This window comes from Cohnella yongneupensis, from assembly GCF_042655785.1.
GTDB classification, from domain to species: Bacteria; Bacillota; Bacilli; order Paenibacillales; family Paenibacillaceae; genus Cohnella; species Cohnella yongneupensis.
Genome location: NZ_JBHSNC010000047.1, coordinates 1 through 20,703, shown reverse-complemented (window position 1 = coordinate 20,703; position 20,703 = coordinate 1). Strand labels below are relative to the sequence as shown.

The following is a 20,703-nucleotide window of genomic DNA, read 5'->3' as shown; positions in this document are numbered from 1 at the left end:
CATCAGGTTCCGCAGAAGGTGCGATAAGGTCCGGAAGCTCCGTCCGGCAGCGAGCAGTAACGATCCTGTTCTCCGGTGTACGAGAAGGGATCCGCAAGAACGGCAAGAAGCCGCTCCATAACGCTAAGGTCTCCGTCCGTCGCAGCGGCCAGCGCTTCCTCTACCCGATGGTTTCTAGGAATGACCGCAGGATTGCTCCTGCGCATGAGCTGGCGAGCGGCGTCTAACGGCTCCTGCTGCCTGCCCAGTCTGGCTTTCCACCGCTCCTGCCACTCCGTAAATTCCGATGTGCCGAACAAGAACGAATCGTCCGGCTTATCGACCGTTAACGCGCGGAACGTATTGGTGTAGTCCGCATGATGCTTCTGCATCATAGCAAGAAGGTCCTCGATCAAGGCTTCGTCTTCCTCTTCTTCGCCGAAGATGCCTAGCTTGGCTCTCATCCCCGCCATCCAATGAGCGGAGAACGACGTGGCGAAACCGGCCAGCGCATCCTCCGCCAGCTTAATCGCCTGCTCCTCGTCTTCATGCAACAGCGGCAACAGGCTCTCGGCGAATCTCGCGAGATTCCATCCGCCGATCGCCGGCTGATTGCCGTAGGCGTAGCGGCCTTGCGTATCGATGGAGCTGAATACCGTCGCCGGATCATAGGCGTCCATGAACGCGCACGGACCATAGTCGATCGTTTCTCCGCTTAACGCCATATTGTCGGTGTTCATAACGCCATGAATAAAGCCGACCAGCTGCCACCGGGCAATCAACGCCGCTTGACGTTTGATCGCTTCCTGCAGCAGGGCAAGATAGCGGTTCTCCGGCGCAGTCGCATCTACTTCCGGGTAATGTCTTTGCAACGTGTAATCGGCCAGCGCCCGAAGCTCCTCCACCTTGCCGAATACCGACGCGTATTGGAAGGTGCCGACGCGAATATGGCTAGCCGCCACGCGGGTTAGCACCGCTCCCGGTAGCTCCGTCTCGCGATAGATGGGCTCCCCGGTCAGCACTACCGCTAAGCTGCGGGTAGTCGGAATGCCAAGCGCGTGCATCGCTTCGCTAATGATATGTTCGCGCAGCATCGGACCAAGCGCCGCGCGGCCGTCGCCCCGGCGCGAATACGGCGTCGGTCCCGAGCCCTTAAGCTGGATGTCGAACCGCTCGCCCGCTGGCGTGATCTGTTCGCCGAGCAGCAGCGCCCTGCCGTCCCCGAGCCTATTGAAATGCCCGAATTGATGGCCGGCGTAGGCTTGGGCAAGCGGCAAAGCACCCTCGGGAATCCGGTTGCCGGCGAACACCGCTACTTCCTCCTCGCTTGTTAACACCTCGGCATTCAGCCCCAAAGAGGCCGCCACTGGCTCGTTAACGACGACCAACCTCGGCGAGCGCACGGGGGTTGGATCCATCCTGGTAAACAACGTTTCCGGCAGACGAGCGTAGCTATTGTCGAAGTTCCAGCCTGCGCTCATCGAGTCGTTTTTCTCCGTCATCGGATATCCCCCTTTTTCTTCCGTTCTAATTGCTATTATACCCTTTCCGTTGCCATCCCCGTAACGCCGAACTAGGCGCCGGCATAGGATGATTTATGTTCATAACGGAGGTTATCAATCATGAGCGCTCAAAATACGGCACAACAAGGGGCTAAGCCGATCTATCAAGTCGATTCCAAAGTTCATCATACGCTGAAGACCGTCCATAACCATCTTCATCAGCTGTGCGCCAACCATGCCAACCGGCTAGTTAAAGTCGAGACCATGGAAGGCGACGTCTTCGAAGGACACATCGTTCATTGCGACAGAGGCATTCTGTACATCTGTCTGTCGAACGAAGGGGCCGCGCGCGGATTTTTCCCGGGTCCTGTGAATCCCTACTACAACAACTTCGTGCTGCCTCTCGTTCTGTTTAATCTGCTCACGATCTCGTTGCTTTGATAAAGCCTGGAATTAACAACCTAAGGAGTGATCAGCTTGGCTTTTACGCCTCCCTTCGGACCGCAAGGCACGCAGCAGCCTCCCTCTTCGCCACCGCCGCAAACGGTTCCGCCGAAGCCCCTCACGGCTTCGACGTTCGCCGTCGATCCGGGCGCCATCTCCCGCTGCTTGTTCCGTAACACTTATATTTGGCCGCGAACCGGATCTGGCTTCTGGTTTTACCCTGTCTTCGTAGGAAGAACTTCCGTCTCGGGATTTCGTTGGAACGGGTTCTCCTGGATGTTCTCCGGCTTCGACCTTCAAAGAATCGAGTCGTTCACTTGCATCTAATTTCGGCCGACTAGCGCCCTACGCGAAAGCCCCCGCCACGAGGGCGGGGGCTTTGCGATTTTGGACCTCTTACAAGCTCTGCTCGCTAACTCCCGTTACCGGATCGAAGTTCAGCATCTTGGTCCCGATCTTGTCGATGAAGAACCGATCATGGCTGACCGTAACGACCGCGCCCGGAAAATGAATCAAAGCCTGCTCCATGACCTGAATGCTCGTAAGATCCAGATGGTTCGTCGGCTCGTCCAAGACGATGACCGCGGCGCCCGAGAGGAGGCACTTAGCTAGCGCTACCCGCGCCTTCTGCCCGCCGGACAAGTTGCCGATCGTTTTGCTCAGGTCCGCTTCCGAGAACTGTAACATGGATAGGAATTTATTTACCTTTTTCCGCGGGGCATCCAGTCCGAGTCCGTACGTATTCACCGCGTGGCTAACCGTGTCCTTAGCATCGAGCTCCGCCCACATCCGGTTGAAGTACGCGTAGTTGACGCCCTTCTCCCATGTAACCTCGCCGGTCTCCGGCTTCTCCTGCCCCGTAAGCGCCTTGATGAGCGTGGACTTCCCGCTTCCGTTAGGTCCTACGATGACCAAGCGGTCTTCCTTCTGAATGTCGAAGCTGACGTTCCGGAAGATTTCCCGATCGTCGTAGGTTTGCCCGATATTCTTAACTTCGCACAGCTTGTCGGGGAAACGCAGCCGCTCGTAAATATCCGTAATGAGGACGTTGACGGGGTGCGGCTCGATCCGCTTCTTGTTGTCCGCCAATTGCCGGGAAAGACGGTCCTTCGAAGACGCCTTCTTGTTCGCGCGCTCCTCGATCGCCTCGGACTCCATGAGAAGAAGCTCTTCTTCCCACTCGAACTGGCGGTCGAGCTCCTTCTTGCGCATCTTTTTCTTCCGGACGTAATCGGTATAATTGCCTTCGTACTCTTGAAAATGATAATTTTCGATCTCGATGATCTGCGTGACGACCTTGTCGATGAATTGCCGGTCATGCGATACGAGAATCATGGCGCCGCTGAAGCGGTACAGCCACTGTTCCAGCCAGGCGATGCCCTCGATGTCCAAGTAGTTCGTCGGTTCGTCGAGCAACACGACGTCGGGCTTCTCGATCAGCAGCTTGGCGAGCGCGGCGCGGTTCTTCCATCCTCCGGACAGCTCGTCTGTCGGTTGATGGCGCGACCGCTCGTTAAACCCTAGCTTCGTGAGCACCGTGTTGATCTCGACCGATACGTTCCAACCGTCGAGATGCTCCATCTGCTCGAACAGCTCCGCCTGCCTCGCGAGCAGCCGATCCATCTCTCCGTCGTCGGTAACCGTACCGAGCTTGTCCCCGACTTCCTGCAGCTCCCGCTCGATCTTCGCGACCTCTTCGAAGCACAGCTCCAGCTCCTGCTGGACGGACAAGCTTCCGCTCATTTCCGAGAACTGCGAGAAGTAACCTATCTTAACTTGCGGATCAATCTCCACTTTGCCGGACGTTGGCTCTTCCTTGCCGAGAATCAGCTTGAACACCGTCGACTTGCCGGCGCCGTTCCGCCCGATCAAGCCGATCCGCTCCCCTTGGCTCAAGCGAAAATAAATATCGCGGAAGATCATGACGTCTTCGTACTTCTTCGTAACGTTCTCCAGCCGAATTACGCTCATCGCTAATCACCCTTCTTAACGCCCTTACTTGTTCGCCACGTAAACCTTTAACAGCTTGCCCTTGACCGTAGTCGTCTTCATCGCTTCCAGCACGAGCTTGCCCTTGCCGTTCAGGATGTCGACGTACGTCTCCAAATCCTGAATCGTAATGATGCCGATATCGTCCGCGGACATGCCTTGAAGGTTAGCGAGAGTGCCGACGAAATCGACGGCTCTCAGCTTCTTTTTCTTCCCGCCGCCGAAATACAGCTTCATGATGTCTTGGTTCAGCTGCGCGTTTTTGTCTTTCTTGAGGGTCGGCTCCGTCGTTACTTTCTTCTCGAAGGAAGGTTGCCGTAACGCCACTTCGTCCGCGGTAGGCGCCTTCCGCTTAACAATTTCGAATCCGATGTAGCGCTCGATGCTCCTAAGGAACTTGTCCTCGCTCGGAAGCGCGAAGGAGATCGCCTTGCCTTCCTTGCCCGCCCGTCCCGTTCGGCCGCTGCGATGAACATATCCCTCGTTATCCTGCGGAATATCGTAGTTAATCACGTGCGTGATGTTATCGATGTCGATGCCTCTCGCCGCCACGTCCGTCGCGACCAGGTAACGGAACTCGCCCTTGCGGAAAGCGTTCATGACCTTGAACCGCTCATCCTGCTCCATCCCTCCGTGGATCTTGCCGCAACGCAGGCCGATCGTATCCAATTGCCGATAGATCTGATCTACTTGCTCCTGGGTTCTGCCAAAAATAATGGCGCTATCCGGGTTTTCCACAACGAGGACGTCCCGAAGCAGCTTCGGCTTGTCCGTGTCCTTAGCCACGGCGATAAGCGAGTGGTCGATCAGATTCGACGCGGCGGCGCCGGCCGGCGAAGAAATCTCGATGTCGACCGGATCGTTCATATATTTATGGCACAGCTTCTCGACGTCCTTCGGCAGTGTCGCAGAGAACAGCAGCGTCGTGCGATCCTTCGGAAGCGCTTGGATGATTTTCTCCACTTGCTCGATGAACCCCATATTCAGCATCTCGTCGGCTTCGTCGATGACGAAGTACCGGATTTGCTCCAAGTCGATCGTCCCTCTGCCGATATGGTCCAGCACGCGCCCCGGCGTTCCGACGACGATATGGGTTTTCTGCTTAAGCTGGGCCGCTTGCTTGGAGAACGGCTCTTTGCCGAAGACGGCCGCAGACTTGATCCGCTTGAATCTCCCGATATTCGTCATATCCTCGTTCACCTGCAGGGCAAGCTCGCGCGTAGGCGTCAACACTAACGCCTGCGGCTTGTTCTCTTCCCATTGCACCCACTCGCAGATCGGAATGCCGAACGCCGCCGTCTTACCGCTGCCCGTCCGCGATTTGACCGCGATATCTTTGCCCTCGAGAGCGATCGGGATAACCTTGTCTTGAACTTCCGTCGGTTCCTTGTATCCAAGACCTTCCAACGCGCGGACGATCTCTTCGCTTAATGGATAGTCGTTAAATCTTCTTGTCGTCATAATAAGCCCCTTTTAGTTTACATAGAGATCGGTACTCCTAATAAAAGTATCATCGACCTCGCCGCGCTTTTCTATTTCGCTTCATAAGTAATAACCGAACCTTATTCCACGTTCGCGCGCCTGTCAAGGCAAACCGTTCAACGTATATTAGATCCGCGCGGAGGGAAAACGATGGAATAGTCATTTTTCGCTCATGAGAAGAGGACAACAATCAATGTGGAAAAAGACGCGGAGCTGGATGGGACACCGGTCGCCCGCTCAGGTTATTACCGGCTACTACCTGCTCGCCGTCGCCATAGCGATCGTGCTATTCAACATTCCCGCCGCCTATAAACCGGGAGCCCGCGTGACTTTCTTCGATACCGTATTCATGGCCGTCAGCATCGTAAGCGACACGGGTCTTAGCGTATTTAACGTGGCGGACACATACAGCGTATTCGGATATTTCATTGTCATGCTCCTGCTGCAATTCGGCGGCATCGGCATCATGGCGATGAGCACGTTCTTCTGGCTGCTAATAGGGCTTCGCCAAGGGTAGCCGGCGTCAGTTCAAAGCGTTCAACCGGGAGCTTCATCCCGACGATATTATGAAATCGTTCGCCATTACGCTGCTTGCGATCGTCCTGTGCTGCGCATCGGTAATCGCGATCAGCTTCTCCGACCGGCAGCATTCGCTTGTCGCCGTCTTCCTGGAGGTGTGCTCCGCCTTCGGAACGGTGGGTATATCCACGGGGATCACTCCGGATTTGAGCATTTTCGCGCAATGCATCCTCATGGTTCTGATGTTCCTGGGCAGAATCGGGTTAACGACTTGCTTCTATCTCGTCGGCGAAGGCTATAAGGACGAGAAAATTCGCTATCCCGTCGAGCGGGTTATTACGGGGTAGTTCGGAGATACGGGGGATGACGAAATTTCTTCCTCGCGGGGTATGATCCATGGCAGCACCTTCCATAATAAGCGTATCGCAAAAACCGCATGGAGGGAATTCAACTTGAAGAGATCAGGGTTATTCGTTGCGACGCTTACGCTCGCCTTATCGGTATTGGCCGCATGCGGCAACAACGCGAACAACGCCGCGCCGTCCGCCTCGCAGCCCGCGGCATCGGCGGGGCAGGGAGCGCTGGAGAAGATCAAAGCCAGCGGCAAGCTGAGGATCGGCACGGAAGGAACGTACGCTCCTTTTACGTTCCATGACGCAAGCGGCAAGCTTACCGGGTTCGACGTGGAAATCGCCGAAGAAGTGTGCAAACGCCTCGGAGTCGCGCCGGAATTCATCGAGACGCAATGGGACGGCATTATGGCCGGTCTGGAGGCGAAACGATTCGACACCATCTTCAACGAAGTGACGATCCGCGAGGACCGCAAGGAGAAATATGCTTTATCGGACCCGTACATCACTTCCAGAGCCGTACTGCTCGTTCGCGACGACAATAACGACATCAAGAAGCTCGCCGATCTCAAGGGCAAAAAGTCCGCGCAATCGCTCACCAGCGATTTGGCCGAAATCGCCAAGGCGAACGGCGCGGAAATCGTCGGCGTAGACGGGTTTAATCAGGCGATCGACCTGCTTACATCGGGGCGCGTAGATGCGACGATCAACGACAACTTATCGTTCTTGGATCTGAAGAAACAGAAGCCGGACATTAAGGTCAAGTCGGTGGACGAGGCTCCCGGCACTTCGCGGAGCGCGGCCCTGTTCCTCAAAGGGAACGATGACCTCGTTCAAGCCGTCAACCAAGCGATCGCCGCCATGATCCTCGACGGCACTCATCTGAGCATTTCCGAGAAATACTTCGGAGCCGACGTTTCCAAATAAGCCTACGCGGTAGTCGCCGACTTAAGGATGGTGCCCTCACGATGAGCGAACGCCAAATTCAAATTTTCAACGATTCCTTCTGGCCCCTGCTCAAGGCGGGGGTCCTTTATACGATTCCGCTAAGTTTGATCTCGTTCGCGCTCGGATTGCTGCTCGCGGTGTTGACGGCGATGGTCAGGCTGTACTCTTGGCAGGTGTTCCGACTCATTGGCGGATTCTACGTATGGATCATCCGGGGCACGCCGTTGCTCGTTCAACTGTTTATTATATTCTACGGTTTGCCCATGGTGGGCATCGTCATTAGCCCGTTCGTATCCGCCGTAATCGGTTTCTCGTTAAGCGTAGGCGCATACGGGTCCGAAATCGTGCGGGCGGCGATTATTTCGATTCACAAGGGGCAGTGGGAAGCGGCCTACTCCCTCGGGATGACGCGGCTTCAGGCGCTGCGAAGAATCATCCTGCCCCAAGCGGCGCGCGTATCCGTACCGCCTCTGGGCAACTCCTTCATCAGCTTGGTGAAGGATACTTCGCTCGCGGCCATCATTACGTACGTGGAGATGTTCCGCCAAGCGCAGCAGATCGTCGCCAGAACGTACGAGCCGCTCTTGCTGTACTGCGAAGCAGCGATCATTTATTTGTTCTTCAGTACCCTTCTGTCGGTGCTGCAAAATGTGTCAGAGAGACGTCTGAGTCGTTATTCGGCGAGCTAAGGAGGGACGATCATGATTCAAGCGAGCGGTCTGCACAAGGCTTTCGGGGCGCAGCCCGTGCTTAAAGGGGTTGACCTCTCCTTGCCCAAAGGCAAGGTGCTCGTCATTATCGGACCCTCCGGGTCCGGCAAGACGACGCTGTTGCGCTGTCTGAATCTATTGGAAGTGCCGGACGCGGGGTCGCTGCGGTTAGGCGACGCGGAGTTGCGTTTTCAGGAAGGCATCAAGCTTCGCGGGAAGGACGTTCGGAGCTTGCGCAAGCGGACCGGAATGGTGTTCCAATCGTTCAATCTGTTCCCCCATATGACGGCGCTGAACAACGTGGTCGAGGCGCAAGTCACGGTGCAGAGGAAAAGCCGGGGCGATGCGGAACGTCGCGCTCGCGAGCTGCTGGACAAGGTCGGCCTAGCCGACAGAGCCGACTTCTATCCCCACAAGCTCTCGGGGGGACAACAACAGCGCGTCGCGATCGCCCGCGCGATGGCGATGGATCCGGAGGTGCTGCTGTTCGACGAGCCGACGTCCGCCCTCGATCCGGAGCTGGCGGCGGAAGTGCTCAAGGTCATTAAGCAGCTGGCGGCCGAGGGCATGACGATGGTCATCGTGACGCATCTCATGAAGTTCGCCGCCGACGTCGCGGATCATGTTATTCTCATGGACGAAGGCGTTATCATCGAGGAAGGCGCCCCGCGGGATGTGTTCAGTAACCCTAAGAGCGCCAGGACCGCGCAGTTTCTAAATATATTGGCGGAGTGATACAATAAGGCTATATTCCAATAGCCGGAGGTCTCTTCATGCTCTCTCCCGTCTTTCTTCCGCATGGCTCGCCTTTTACGATTTTCGAGCAATCCGAATTTACGCGATTTTTGAACCGCTTCGGTCAGGAAAACCGCCCCAAAGCGATCGTCATCTTCTCGGCGCACTTCGAGAACGAGATTACGACGATCGCGGCGACGGACGACGTTCACGAAATGGTGTACGACTACTACGGATTTCCGTCGGCCTTCTATCAGGTCCAATACCCGGCGAGAGGCTCGACGATCGTCGCTTCCATCGTGGAAGAACGCCTGCGCAAACATAATATCCCGGTTCAGCGCGAATATCGCGGCTTAGATCACGGCGTATTCCCTATGATGATGCATGCTTATCCGGAAGCCGATATTCCGGTCGTGCCCGTCTCGGTCAACCCGTTCTTGCCGGCCAGACAGCAGATCGCCATCGGCGAAGCGCTGCAAGGGCTGGAGAAGGACGGCATTCTCGTCATCGGCAGCGGCTTCATCACGCATAACCTTCGCGCCTTCGACCGGGACAAGGATGCACCGCCTCGCGAATGGGCCGTGCAATTCAAAGACTGGATCCGCGAGAAAGTACTCGCCCGGGACATCGAAGCCTTGTGCCAATACGAGACGCTGGCGCCGCATGCGGCTATGGCCGTACCGCGCGCGGAGCACTTCGTGCCGCTGCTCATCGCGCTCGGAGCAGGAACGCCCGGCCATGAAATCCGCGTGCTGTACGATACGATCGAGCATGGGTCGGGTAGCACGCTTTGCTTCCAGTTCTAGCTCTTGCCGGACGGGGCTGTCTCCCTTAAGTACTTTGTCCGACGCAGGCGGCGAGGTTACATCGGTCGCATTTGGAATTTTGCCGCTGTAGCATCGTTTGGCGAGGTTACATCGGGCACATTTGGAGTTTCGCCGCATTAGCATCGTTTCGCGAGGTTACAGCGAGCGCATTTGGAGTTTCACCGCTGTAGCATCGTTTCGCGAGTTTACTACGGGCACATTTGGAATTTTGCCGCTGTAGCATCGTTTGGCGAGGTTACAGCGGGCACATTTGGAGTTTCGCCGCTGTAGCATCGTATCGCGAGGTTACAGCGGGCTCATTTGGAATTTCGCCGCTGTAGCATCGTTTGGCGAGGTTACAGCGGGCACATTTGGAGTTTCGCCGCATTAGCATCGTTTCGCGAGGTTACAGCGAGCGCATTTGGAGTTTCACCGCTGTAGCATCGTTTCGCGAGTTTACTACGGGCACATTTGGAGTTTTGCCGCTGTAGCATCGTTTGGCGAGGTTACAGCGAGCGCATTTGGAGTTTCGCCGCTGTAGCATCGTTTCGCGAGGTTACAGCGGGCACATTTGGAGTTTCGCCGCTGTAGCATCGTTTGACGAGGTTACATCGGGCGCATATGGAAGTTTCGCCGCTGTAGCATCGTTTCGCGAGGTTACAGCGGGCACATTTGGAATTTTGCCGCTGTAGCATCGTTTCGCGAGGTTACAGCGGGCACATTTGGAGTTTTGCCACTGTAGCATCGTTTGGCGAGGTTACATCGGACGCTTATGGAAGTTTCGCCGCTGTAGCATCGTTTCGCGAGGTTACAGCGGGCACATTTGGAGTTTCGCCGCTGTAGCATCGTTTCGCGAGGTTACATCGGGCACATTTGGAGTTTCGCCGCTGTAGCATCGTTTGGCGAGGTTACATCGGGCACATTTGGAGTTTCGCCGCTGTAGCATCGTTTGGCGAGGTTACATCGGGCACATTTGGAGTTTCGCCGCTGTAGCATCGTTTGGCGAGGTTACACCGCTTGCGCACTAGCGATGCAAAGCATACCGATTCGCTTTGCTTACCGAGCGAATCGCTTGAACCTCCGCCTCAGATAACTCCGGTACGTCGGCGGCCGCAAGGTTCTGCAGCAGTTGCTCCCGCGAACTGGCTCCCGGGACGGCGGCAGCAACCGCGGGATCGCTAAGCGAATAACGAATAGCGAGCTGTGTTAAGCTCCGCTCTTCGCTCGTCAGCGCCTGCAATTGCTCCCGAAGCCGAATAAGCTCCTCCAACTCGTAGTCGGACACGCCTTTAACCGGCTCCCGATTCGCTGCAATAGCCCCGCTAGCCAACGGTCCTCTCGCAATGACGCTGATTCCGTTGTCCTTAAGCAGCGGTAGCACCGTCTCTTCCGCGCGGCGATCCACGATGCTGTGCGGATTCATGACGCTGACGATGCTAGACCGCGCGACGTACTCCCGAATAACGTTCGGACGAATCGAGGAGATTCCGTAAGCGCGGATCGCACCCTCTCGCTTCAACTGCTTGAACGCTTCGATCGTCTCGTCGATCGGATCCTCGATCGTTCCACCGTGAAGCTGATATAAGTCAATATAGTCGGTGCCGAGTCTTCTCATGCTTTCTTTGACCGCCGACAGGATGTACGCCTTTGACGCATCCCACGCCCAGCCGGACTGACCCGGTATTCGCCGGTTGCCTACCTTCGTGGCCAGCACGACGCTCCCGCGACGCCCCTTGATCGCCTGCCCCACTATCTCCTCATTGCATCCGCTGTCGTAGAGGTCGGCCGTATCGAGCAGATTGACGCCTCGATCCAGCGCTTCATGGATAATCGCGACGGCCTTCCGCTCCTCCGTGCCCAGCGACATGCAACCGAGTCCGATCTCGCCGACGAGCAGCTCGGAAGTGCCTAACCGGTTCATTTTCATGCGCGTAACGCCCCTTTAAATACGAATAAGTATTACTCGTATTGTAACGCGTTTACTTACCCGATAAAACCAGCCACTCTCGTACCTTCCAAGCTACGTGAATAGAAGCCCATGCGATCAACAATCCGGACACCGGATGAAGCGACGCAACGACCCAAGTGTCATTGAACACTCGCACGGTCAGATGCTGGAAGATGAACAGCACGAACATCCCGAGCGATAACCAGCGCAGCCTGCCACCGATCTTGCCGATAAAGGACAAAATAAACATCAGCAACGGCAAATACTCGAACATTTTGGCGAAGTTGGCATGCGGGCTCCACCCGCCTTCATCCGCGAACAACGCCATCCCCGCCAAATAAAACTGAACGACGACGCAGACCGCGAACAAGGCAGCAAACAACCCGAACAGGAATCTCGCGTAACGGTTCCCCATTTTATAAACCCCTTCGGCTCCTAATAGACGCTTGTAGAAGCGTAGCAAACAACTCTTAATGACCTGCAAAAAAAGTATAAAAAAAGTATAAACGGCCATGATGGCGTGCAAGTTTCCTATATAATGGCTCATGAGAACGGCTACAAGGAGCTTGCTGATGTCCATCAAAAGAAGATTACGGCTTTCCTATATCGCGATGACGGTCGTCCCCATTATCCTGGTGGCACTTATTGCCGCAACGCTTGGTTCCGCTCTTTTTAAACCTGCGGACGAAGCCGGAAACAATAGATGGATGCCCGCCTTTTGGGCAAAATCGAATGATCGCGCCGAGGCGGTAGGCGGTATTAAATTTATGGCCGAAGCGGAGCCCGACCGATTCGCCGATGACGCGTTCTTAAAGGAAGCGGACACCCGGCTGAACCAAGTAGACGCGGGGCTCGTGATCATGCGCGGCGATGCGATTACGTTCGCTTCTCCTATGGCGAACAAGATCTCCGATCTGCGGAGCCGGCTGCTAGAAGGAAAGACGAATGCTCGTTGGAGCGGCTGGGACCGTTATACGGTCGATAAACTCGAACTTAAGTTCAGCGATAATAGCACAGGTACGGCATACGTGCTGTCCGACAGGAGCGAGATGTTCCGGAGCGCCAGATCTTTCTTCCCCCTCCTCATCCTCTCTTTGCTCGTCGTGATCGGATTAACGAACGGCATCCTGACTTATCTCGTCTCGCGCAGCTTCATCAAGCCGTTATACGCGCTTAAATTTGCCGCCGAACAGATCAAAGAAGGGAACTTGGAGCATAAAGTCGTACTCTCGCGAAAAGACGAAATCGGGGAGCTAAGCGCGGCGTTCGAGGATATGCGCGTCCGATTGAACGAGTCCATTCGGCTTCAACTGCAGTACGAAGATAACCGCAAGGAACTGATCTCCAACATTTCGCACGACCTGAAGACGCCAATTACCGGCATTCAAGCCTGCGTCGAGGGGCTGCGAGACGGCATAGCCAATACGGAAGCCATGAAGGACAAATATATAGGCATGATCTCGAAGAAGTCGGAAGAGATGAATCGGCTGATCGACGAGCTGTTGCTGTTTTCCAAGCTTGATTTGAAACGCGAGCCTTTTCAATTAGAGCGCGTGGACCTTGGTGCGTACTTGCGCGATTGCGTCGACGAATTGCGATATGATCCGCGTATGGATGGGGTTGCGTTAACGTACTCCGGCGTCCTGGAGGATCAGCCCGCACCCGTTATGGTCGACCGCGAAAAGCTGCATAGAGTCATTATGAATATCGTAGACAACAGCTTGAAGTATATGGACAAGGAACCTAGAGAGATAAGCGTGAGGCTGTCCGTCGATCGAACGGAAGCGAAAGTCAGCATCCAAGATAACGGCCCCGGGATCGATAATGCGGCACTGCCGCATATTTTCGAGCGGTTTTACAGGGCGGATCCGTCCAGGCAATCGGCTACGGGCGGCAGCGGGCTAGGGCTTGCCATCGTGAAACAAATTATTGAAGGGCAAGGTGGAACCGTGTCGGCGGAAAGCCTAGCGGGGCAAGGCGTCAACATTACATTCGCTTTACCGATCTTAACGGACGGCGGTGAGCGGCCATGAAACGTATTCTAATCATCGAAGACGAACAGGTTGTCGTGGAAGTGGTCAAAGATTATTTGGAAGCTAGCGGATTCGCGGTGGAAACCGCCGACAACGGAGAGACCGGCCTCGCCATGGCGCTGGAAGAGGACTATGATTTGATCGTTCTCGATCTCATGCTGCCGAAAACCGACGGGTTCGAAATTTGCCGGCAGGTTAGGCAATCGAAAAACGTGCCGATCCTGATCGTTTCCGCCAAAAAAGAAGACATCGATAAAATACGCGGCCTTGGACTAGGCGCCGACGATTACTTAACGAAGCCGTTCAGCGTCGCCGAGCTCGTAGCCCGGGTCAAAGCGCATATCGCCCGTTACGATCGCTTGTTGAACGATAACCGGAAGAAATACGGCGACGAGCTTCGGATCAGAGGGATTCGCCTCGATAAGCTAGCCCGCAAAGGTTACGTGAACGAGACGGAAGTTCCTTTTACGTCCAAAGAGTACGACCTGCTGTTGTTTCTAGCGACGAATCCGAACCAAGTGTTCAGCAAAGAGAAGCTGTTCGAGAAGGTGTGGGGCTTGGACGCGCTCGGCGACAATGCCACGGTAACCGTATTTATTAGCAAGCTGCGGGAAAAGATCGAGGCCGATCCGCAAAAGCCCCAATACATAGAGACTGTATAGGGCGTAGGGTATCGGTTCAATATTTAGGAGGTGCGCGGTTATGGGGAATATAAGTTTAACGCCGAGAAGATGGCTGCTCACGCTTCATCTCTTGTTCTCCGGGATTCTGCTTGGCGTTTCGGTAGCTTTCCTAATCCTCAGCCTATTCGCGGTCAACACGAACGACGAAGGCGTGTTCCAAGCTTGCTACCACGCCATGCATCTGCTTAGCAAAACTTCCGTCATCGCATCGACGATCGGCGCTCTTGTAACCGGGGTTTTGCTGTCCGTGCTGACCCGTTGGGGACTATTCAAATTTTACTGGATTATCGTCAAGGAGGTATTGACGCTTGTATCTATCGGGTTAGGGCCGATAGGCATGTACTTCTGGACGCTGAAGGCGGCCGATCTATCATCGGAGCAAGGCCTTAACGCGCTTCAGGATCCCGGCTTCATCGTTAACCATAGGCAGATGGCGGTCGGAATCATTCTTCAGATTCTATCGCTCGTCGCCATGTTCATCCTGTCCGTGTTCAAGCCATGGGGGGAGCGGCGCGTTAAAAAAGGCTAGCCATCATAACGATCCCAAGCCAGATAAAGACTTAACGCGGCAAACGCATAAAAGACGTACGATACGCGTCGGTTGTACCGCATTTTGATCCCGAAAATGCAGAAGAATACGGCTGTGGCCAGTTTACCGACGCTTTGCGAGTAAGCATATTCCGAGAATAAAGAACTGCTAAACACAATCGAGATCAGCAAAGCCGCAGGTGCCAAGATTTTGAACCATAACGGCTCTCTTAGAAAAAGCTTGCCCATGAATTTCAATCGCTGCATCCCGGTAACCTTCCCCTCTTATCGAATTCGAAGTACTGCTGTTTGCTGCTTGTCCTGCCACTGCACGTCGAGCCCGATCTCTTCCGCAAAAAAACGCAATGGAACGTAAGTCCGATTGTTCGAGACATAAGGTGCCACGTCCGTCTTTCTGATGACGTCGGCAGTTCCCGATACCGATCTCCGAATCGTCGTTTGGCCGATACTCAACTCAATGACGAGTTTGTCTTTAGATAACACAACTTTCTGTCCGTTGTCGGTGGACTTTACCTCGTAACCTAGCGCCTCCGCGATCGCGCGCACGGGCACCATGACCCTGCCTTTTTTCATGACCGGCTTAGCATCGAAGGGCACTGCCTTATTCTCATAGAAGACTTTAATCGTTTTATCGTTCGGCAAGTTCGTCGGCAGCGCGTAGTTTACGATTTGGCGGATTAGACGGTTGCCGGTATCCGCTACGTAAATCGTGCCGTTGGCAGCTACGGTTACTCCTTTGGGCGTATCGAAGAGAGCGCTAGTCTCCACGCCGTCGTGCATGCCCGACTCGTTTGTTGCACCATTGCCCGCAAGCGTCGACACGATTCCGTTGTTCAAATACCTGATGGAATGATTCAGGGAGTCCGCAATGATTAACCCGCCGGCGCTGTCCAAGGCGATGCCCTGAGGCGAATGGAACAATGCGTTGTTGCTCTTTCCATCGCGATATCCTCCCGACGCGTATAAAGCGTCTATAGCGTAGACGGAGCCCCCTTCGGCGATAGTCCCTGCCACAGTGGTGACCCGATTCAGAGAAAAGTCGATATAACGAATAGTTTGATTGCCTGTATCGCTGACGTACAAATTTCCTTTAGCATCGAGGGCTAATCCGTGAGGTTCATTGAATAGAGCCTCCGATAGGTCACCGTCCTTGTAATCCCCGGCGCTCTGAACCATTCCCGGATAGATCTCGACAACTCGTTGCGGCGCGGCGTTCAATGTCGTCGTCGTTCCGTCCTTATCTATTTTGCGGATCAAGTGGTTCAACGTATCTGCGACGTAGACGACTCCGGCTTTGGAGACGGCAATGCCTTCCGGATCGTAGAACGACGCCCCCGAACCTCTCCCGTCCTTGCTCCCTATAATGCCGTTGCCCGCTAAGGTAACGACTTTTCCGGCAGGGGTAATTTGACGAATCGCATTGTTGGCGCTATCGGCAACGTAAAGACTCCCGTCCGGTCCAGACGCAACCGCAGACGGAGAATGAAATAGCGCCTCGTCCTTGCTCCCGTCCAATAACCCTCCATCCGGAAAAACGGAGCTTGCGGAACCGGCAAGGACCGATGAAACCCCGTTCTTCAAACGAATGACATTATGATCAGCGGCATTCGCGATGTATAGCGTCCCATCCGTTCCTAGCGTTAACCCTGTCGGCATTCCTAAAGATACGAACGGGTTGCCGGCAAGCGTCGAAATGGTTTGCATGATTTGTCCGCTCTGATTGACTAGAGGCGCCTTCTCCCCCGCTGCCATGGCCAAGCCGTTCGTCCCCCATAGGAGAGCCGCAAGGGATACGATCACAGTCTTTTTATAGGATAGTCTCATAGAAACTCCTCGTGGTTGGATTTGAGCCGTTTATTAGCGCGTAACGGATATCGCTGCAGGCAAAGCGGTAGAACCGCTGTTTAATTCCAAAATGACGGCGCCAGTCTGATCGACGATTTTAGCGTAGACTAACCGAATGGTTCCGCTACCGTGGACGGCAAATGGAATCGTGGCCATCGTCCCGTTGGAAATCGAAACCGGGGATGCCGAGCCGAAGCTGGTGGCGGCGTAAATCGCTTCCGTCGGCGAGCCGCTTGGTCCTTCGATATTTCTGAGCGTGTCTACGCTGTTAGAGGTTTGAAAATACTGATCGTTTAGTAGACGGCCCTTGGTCGGATCCGCTTGAATGTCTCCCTCTACGGCGAAGTGATATTCCGCCGCATATACAGCGTTAGTCCCGGTGAACTGATGAAGCTGTATTTTCAGGGTTAGCCCCTCCGCGGTATTTTGTTTGATCAACTCCACAGAAGGAGCAGGCTGGGATGGCCCCGACGGTCCGGACGATATAGGAGCGGACTGCGACGGCGTCGCTGCCTGCTCGGCGGCAATGCTGACTTTATCCTCTTTGTACCGCGCGAGTTCCTCGGCCGTCAGCGAGCCCATGTAAGTTTGCTCGGCTTGTTGCTGCAGTTCGTCGAGCACGCTCTTATTGCCGGCGGACAACTCGTTCATTTTGCTTATTAGCTGATCCATGGTCTTGTGAAGCTGGAGTAGAAGCCGTCGCTCCAAATCGGCTCGCTCCTGCTCTTGTTGCCGCTGTATCGAGCGCAATCGGGCTTGTTCCTTCTCTTTCTCGTTTACCGCGGCAGGGTCAACGCCAACGGTCGGATCAAACTTCGTGTCCTGAATATCGACATCGGAGTCCGTTCCGGGAATTTGCCTATTTACGTCTTCGATTAGCTTTAGGAGCTCGGCGGACTTCTCCGGATCCAAAGCAATCGCCGATGCGGCGACGTTAGAAATTAAAGCATTCAGGTTTTGTTTCAATTGTTCCAACTCATCCGAACTTCCTAGCGTTAAGTCGGACGCAATACCCTCCCGCTGGATAGACGGCTGCTTGCCCTGCTCCAAGGACGATGCTAGACCTTGAAGGAAGGCTTCGTTCTCGCTGAAGATTGCGGGAGCGCTCAACATGAATGCTTTCAGAATACCGGCGTCTGCCTGCGTCACCGTCTGCGTGATATCGATTATGCTTACGCTGTTTTGCAGATTTACCGGAGGATGGTTAGGATCAACGGTCAACTGCTGCGTCGGGGCCAACAACAATTGTCCGCCGGAGCTATTCGAAGCACCCGGCTGAACGCCGGTAATCGAGGCTGTTACTAGCCCGGAAGCGACGGCCACGCTTAGTGTCCCGTCCGCTTTGACCGTTACGAGAAAGTTCGTCCCCTTAACCTCAAGCTTCGCAGCCGGCGTCTCTACATAATCTTCTTCGTTGCTCTTCAGCGAGTGTACCGAGTTCCACATAGAGCCTTTCCACAGCATGATACCGAGTCTTTTCCCCAATGCGCCTTGGGACAACTTCTTGATCGTAGCTTCTGAGCCTGGCCCTAACGTGCGAGTTGATTCCGGCTCAACGATCTGAATCGTCAGACTGCCTTCACGACCCGTCGATAGAAAATCCCCCTGCTCCAACGGCATATTAACGAAAGCCGGAATAGGTTTGGAGCCGCCCGCTTTTTTAACGATTACGTCGCCGCTTACAGTCGTAATGAAGGCAGCGGGAGCTGACTTGGCGAATACTGCGGGCGCAACCATGCTTATCATGAGGATCGAGGCAAGTAAGAGCGTTACTGCCAATCTCGTTCGTTTGAACACGCGCAATCCCCTTTCTTAACGTAGATGTAGGTTCAGCAACCTTTGCTGACGCCTAATGAAATCAAACTTGTTATCCAAAACGCCCGAATCGGGAAGCCGGTTCCGTACTTCTTGCAGCACTTTTCTGCCTTCGTACAACTGTCCTTGATGGACGAGCAAGTCTGCGACTAACGCGTCTGCTTTCCAAAGGTGAATATCATAGCTGGCACCTACTAACCCTCTATAGGTATCAAAACCTCTCGAGGATAGTTGAGCGTGCTCCATTGCCTTTTTCAACAGGAGTTGGGCTTGCAACGTAGCGACATAAGCCATTTGAAAATGCGCGTCAGGATAATCGGGATGTAGCGCAAATGCCTTCCGATAGCATTGTTCCGCTAGGTCGAGACGGTTTTGAGAGAGATAGATTCGTCCCATTAACATGTGGATTTCCAGCATTCTGCCGAAACGCGGGTTGTTCGCCCCGTATTCGATAACTTTATCAAAATATGCCAGGGATTCGTCGTGTTGGCCCAACTCCATCGATTCCCGGCCCAGAAAATACCACCAACCCGGATTCGTCGGTTCTTCCTCGGCCATCAGCTTTAGCAGCCTAAGGTTACGTTGGATTTTGTCTTTATCTGCCTTGACCGAACTCTCGTAGCCGTCGTGGTTTAACCTGATGCGGACCGGTTTGTGCAGGACGTTCGACGTGAAAATGCCTTCCTTCTCCGTCGCGATCTGCTCGTGAATTCTGCCGCTATAGTAGAGACCTTTCGACGTTGGAAACATTCTAGCCACGGAATGCTCAATAATTGCCGTTCCATTGATATGGTTAATTAAGCAGGGTTGCAAAGCAGGGATAAACGGCAAATTCAGATCAAACATGCCTGCGACTTTACGGATATTTTCCGCGTCCTCCGAAATCAGCCATTCGTCGGCATCCAGCCAGAACACCCACTCGGAAGTGACCCGCGACAACGCTTCGTTACGGAGCGCTGCAAAATCGTCCTTCCACTCGACTTGATACAGCTTAACGTTCGAATAGCTTCGGATTATGTCCAAGGTGCGGTCGGTAGACCCGGAATCGACGACGATGATCTCGTCGACCGCCGACTGAATACTGTTCAAACAGCGCTCTATGCATCTTTCTTCGTTTTTAACGATAATGGCTGCGGCAACTGTCTTTGCAGGTACTTGAAGCAATTGCTCGATATCGGGGCAATGCTCGCCGCGGGGCGCCCGTTCAAGCTCCAACTGCATTTGCGGCATCCACTTCGCTTCCGGATCCAGAAGGTAGGCTCGGTTGAACAGCTGGCTTGCCGCATATCCAAAGCCTTGCATGAGCAATGCCTCGCCTAGCAAAACCCAGCCCTGTCCATCGATCGGATAGTGTTGGACATGGATTTTGCCAAGGCGCTCTGCTTCTCCGTAGCGACGTTCGTAAATAAGATTGGCTAGCTGCTGATGACTTGGGTGCATGAGGGATTCCTTTCTCGTTCCGTAAATAATTGCTGGCTTATTGATTTATACGAACCGACCCGTAGGTCCAGCCTCCCCGTCCATCTAGAGCCCCGAAAGATAACACTATCGGCATAGTGATGCCTAAAATACTCAGGCTGTTATAGTCTTCGTACACCGTATAGGCGCTGGAATAAGGGCCAGCAAAGTAAAAATAGAGCGGATCACCGTCCCGGTCGATAAAGTAGTTACTCAAATCGATGTACGTCAGAGAACCCGTAGAATAAATCGACGGTCCGTGAATCGCCTCTGGCGCGAAATTCAACGAGTAGGTCATGTCCGCATACAAGCCATGGCTATCGGAAGCGCGCACTACGAACGAAGCCGGCATCGTCGGCGTTCCGCCATAGCTAAGCGTCGATCCATCGATGGATACGGACAAGCCGCTCGCAGGATCAGGCCCTTGGATAATTTCAAAATTGACCAAATCGCTCGTGCCGTTCGAATCATAGAAGTCTGCATACAAACTGATACTGCTGGAAGTGTAGACGGCGTTCGTCGGATCGTATTGAATAAGCGAGAGCGACGATAGCGCCTCCGGCGCCACATTTTGTCCGGCAAAGCTCACGGTGTTGAGCGCGGTGTAATAGCTGAAGCCGTCAGACGCCCCGATATGCAATTGATAAGGCGCGACGCTTTCGCTCCAGACGTTCAAAATGCTGCCGCTTATCCAAATCGAGTGCTCGTCGTCGATCGGTGTTACGTAATAGTTCAAGCTGTCTCCGTCTCGATCAGTAAAATAACTGCTAAGATCGACTGACACAAATACTCCCGAAGGATAGACAGCCGGCCTAGCAACGGCCTCCGGCGTAAAGTTTATTGCATACGTTTTATCTGCGTACAAGCCCTGACTATCTGTCGCTCGCACCTTGAACGAAGCCGGCATC

Annotated in this window: 21 protein-coding genes; 11 read left to right on the top strand and 10 right to left on the bottom strand. The window is 54.4% G+C overall.

Features of this window, described 5'->3' with window-relative positions:
* Positions 1–2: 2 nt before the first annotated feature.
* Complete coding sequence (locus tag ACFPQ4_RS15225; protein WP_378112723.1) at positions 3–1,481, bottom strand: protein adenylyltransferase SelO; 1,479 nt, start codon at positions 1,479–1,481, stop codon at positions 3–5.
* 120 nt (positions 1,482–1,601) lie between these two features.
* Between ACFPQ4_RS15225 and ACFPQ4_RS15220 the strand changes: the two genes are divergently transcribed.
* Together ACFPQ4_RS15220 and ACFPQ4_RS15215 are read left to right on the top strand one after the other, a co-directional pair.
* Positions 1,602–1,922: a hypothetical protein gene (locus ACFPQ4_RS15220; protein ID WP_378112722.1), complete on the top strand. Its 321-nt coding sequence runs from the start codon at positions 1,602–1,604 to the stop codon at positions 1,920–1,922.
* A gap of 36 nt (positions 1,923–1,958) precedes the next feature.
* Positions 1,959–2,252 carry a transporter gene (locus ACFPQ4_RS15215; RefSeq protein WP_378112721.1) on the top strand — a complete coding sequence of 98 codons (294 nt, stop codon included), beginning with the start codon at positions 1,959–1,961 and terminating at the stop codon, positions 2,250–2,252.
* A 69-nt stretch (positions 2,253–2,321) separates the two neighbouring features.
* Here ACFPQ4_RS15215 and ACFPQ4_RS15210 read toward each other — a convergent pair whose 3' ends face one another.
* Both ACFPQ4_RS15210 and ACFPQ4_RS15205 read right to left on the bottom strand, forming a co-directional pair.
* The gene (locus ACFPQ4_RS15210; RefSeq protein ID WP_378112720.1) at positions 2,322–3,896 is read right to left on the bottom strand and encodes an ABC-F family ATP-binding cassette domain-containing protein; all 1,575 of its coding nucleotides are present in this window, start codon (positions 3,894–3,896) and stop codon (positions 2,322–2,324) included.
* 24 nt (positions 3,897–3,920) lie between these two features.
* A complete protein-coding gene (locus ACFPQ4_RS15205) occupies positions 3,921–5,375 on the bottom strand; it encodes a DEAD/DEAH box helicase (protein WP_378112719.1) in 1,455 nt (484 codons plus the stop codon).
* A gap of 214 nt (positions 5,376–5,589) precedes the next feature.
* On the opposite strand from ACFPQ4_RS15205, the gene ACFPQ4_RS15200 reads away from it, so the two are divergent.
* The 6 genes from ACFPQ4_RS15200 to ACFPQ4_RS15175 all read left to right on the top strand — a co-directional run bounded on the left by ACFPQ4_RS15200 (position 5,590) and on the right by ACFPQ4_RS15175 (position 9,464).
* Entirely contained in the window at positions 5,590–5,913 is a 324-nt protein-coding gene (locus tag ACFPQ4_RS15200; RefSeq protein ID WP_378112718.1) for a potassium transporter TrkG, read from the top strand.
* A 49-nt stretch (positions 5,914–5,962) separates the two neighbouring features.
* Positions 5,963–6,262: a potassium transporter TrkG gene (locus ACFPQ4_RS15195; protein ID WP_378112717.1), complete on the top strand. Its 300-nt coding sequence runs from the start codon at positions 5,963–5,965 to the stop codon at positions 6,260–6,262.
* 105 nt (positions 6,263–6,367) lie between these two features.
* Positions 6,368–7,192: an amino acid ABC transporter substrate-binding protein gene (locus tag ACFPQ4_RS15190; RefSeq protein ID WP_378112716.1), complete on the top strand. Its 825-nt coding sequence runs from the start codon at positions 6,368–6,370 to the stop codon at positions 7,190–7,192.
* Positions 7,193–7,233: 41 nt separating this feature from the next.
* Positions 7,234–7,902 (top strand): amino acid ABC transporter permease, encoded by a 669-nt coding sequence (locus ACFPQ4_RS15185; RefSeq protein ID WP_378112715.1) that lies wholly within the window; start codon positions 7,234–7,236, stop codon positions 7,900–7,902.
* Positions 7,903–7,914: 12 nt separating this feature from the next.
* Entirely contained in the window at positions 7,915–8,658 is a 744-nt protein-coding gene (locus tag ACFPQ4_RS15180; RefSeq protein ID WP_378112714.1) for an amino acid ABC transporter ATP-binding protein, read from the top strand.
* Between the two features lie 38 nt (positions 8,659–8,696).
* Positions 8,697–9,464: a DODA-type extradiol aromatic ring-opening family dioxygenase gene (locus ACFPQ4_RS15175; protein ID WP_378112713.1), complete on the top strand. Its 768-nt coding sequence runs from the start codon at positions 8,697–8,699 to the stop codon at positions 9,462–9,464.
* 1,024 nt (positions 9,465–10,488) lie between these two features.
* On the opposite strand, the gene ACFPQ4_RS15170 is transcribed toward ACFPQ4_RS15175, so the two are convergent.
* Both ACFPQ4_RS15170 and ACFPQ4_RS15165 read right to left on the bottom strand, forming a co-directional pair.
* Positions 10,489–11,391 (bottom strand): aldo/keto reductase, encoded by a 903-nt coding sequence (locus ACFPQ4_RS15170; protein ID WP_378112712.1) that lies wholly within the window; start codon positions 11,389–11,391, stop codon positions 10,489–10,491.
* Positions 11,392–11,443: 52 nt separating this feature from the next.
* Entirely contained in the window at positions 11,444–11,827 is a 384-nt protein-coding gene (locus tag ACFPQ4_RS15165; RefSeq protein ID WP_378112711.1) for a DUF6220 domain-containing protein, read from the bottom strand.
* Positions 11,828–11,984: 157 nt separating this feature from the next.
* Between ACFPQ4_RS15165 and ACFPQ4_RS15160 the strand changes: the two genes are divergently transcribed.
* Genes ACFPQ4_RS15160 through ACFPQ4_RS15150 form a run of 3 tightly spaced genes read left to right on the top strand, consistent with a single transcriptional unit; the run spans position 11,985 to position 14,657 of the window.
* Positions 11,985–13,445 carry a sensor histidine kinase gene (locus tag ACFPQ4_RS15160; protein ID WP_378112710.1) on the top strand — a complete coding sequence of 487 codons (1,461 nt, stop codon included), beginning with the start codon at positions 11,985–11,987 and terminating at the stop codon, positions 13,443–13,445.
* Entirely contained in the window at positions 13,442–14,107 is a 666-nt protein-coding gene (locus ACFPQ4_RS15155; RefSeq protein WP_378112709.1) for a response regulator transcription factor, read from the top strand. Before ACFPQ4_RS15160 ends, ACFPQ4_RS15155 begins: the two co-directional genes overlap by 4 nt.
* 40 nt (positions 14,108–14,147) lie before the next feature.
* Entirely contained in the window at positions 14,148–14,657 is a 510-nt protein-coding gene (locus ACFPQ4_RS15150; RefSeq protein ID WP_378112708.1) for a DUF2269 family protein, read from the top strand.
* Here the strand turns inward: ACFPQ4_RS15150 and ACFPQ4_RS15145 are convergent.
* From ACFPQ4_RS15145 to ACFPQ4_RS15125, 5 genes are all read right to left on the bottom strand, one after another.
* Positions 14,654–14,923: a hypothetical protein gene (locus ACFPQ4_RS15145; RefSeq protein ID WP_378112707.1), complete on the bottom strand. Its 270-nt coding sequence runs from the start codon at positions 14,921–14,923 to the stop codon at positions 14,654–14,656. The two genes, ACFPQ4_RS15150 and ACFPQ4_RS15145, sit on opposite strands and share 4 nt — an antisense overlap.
* Positions 14,924–14,941: 18 nt before the next feature.
* On the bottom strand, positions 14,942–16,501 hold the full coding sequence (locus ACFPQ4_RS15140; protein WP_378112706.1) for an NHL domain-containing protein: 1,560 nt from the start codon (positions 16,499–16,501) through the stop codon (positions 14,942–14,944).
* 33 nt (positions 16,502–16,534) lie between these two features.
* Positions 16,535–18,319: a FecR domain-containing protein gene (locus tag ACFPQ4_RS15135; protein WP_378112705.1), complete on the bottom strand. Its 1,785-nt coding sequence runs from the start codon at positions 18,317–18,319 to the stop codon at positions 16,535–16,537.
* Positions 18,320–18,334: 15 nt separating this feature from the next.
* Complete coding sequence (locus ACFPQ4_RS15130) at positions 18,335–19,777, bottom strand: glycosyltransferase (protein ID WP_378112704.1); 1,443 nt, start codon at positions 19,775–19,777, stop codon at positions 18,335–18,337.
* A gap of 37 nt (positions 19,778–19,814) precedes the next feature.
* A partial coding sequence (locus tag ACFPQ4_RS15125) for a hypothetical protein (protein WP_378112703.1) occupies positions 19,815–20,703 on the bottom strand: 889 nt, incomplete at its 5' end.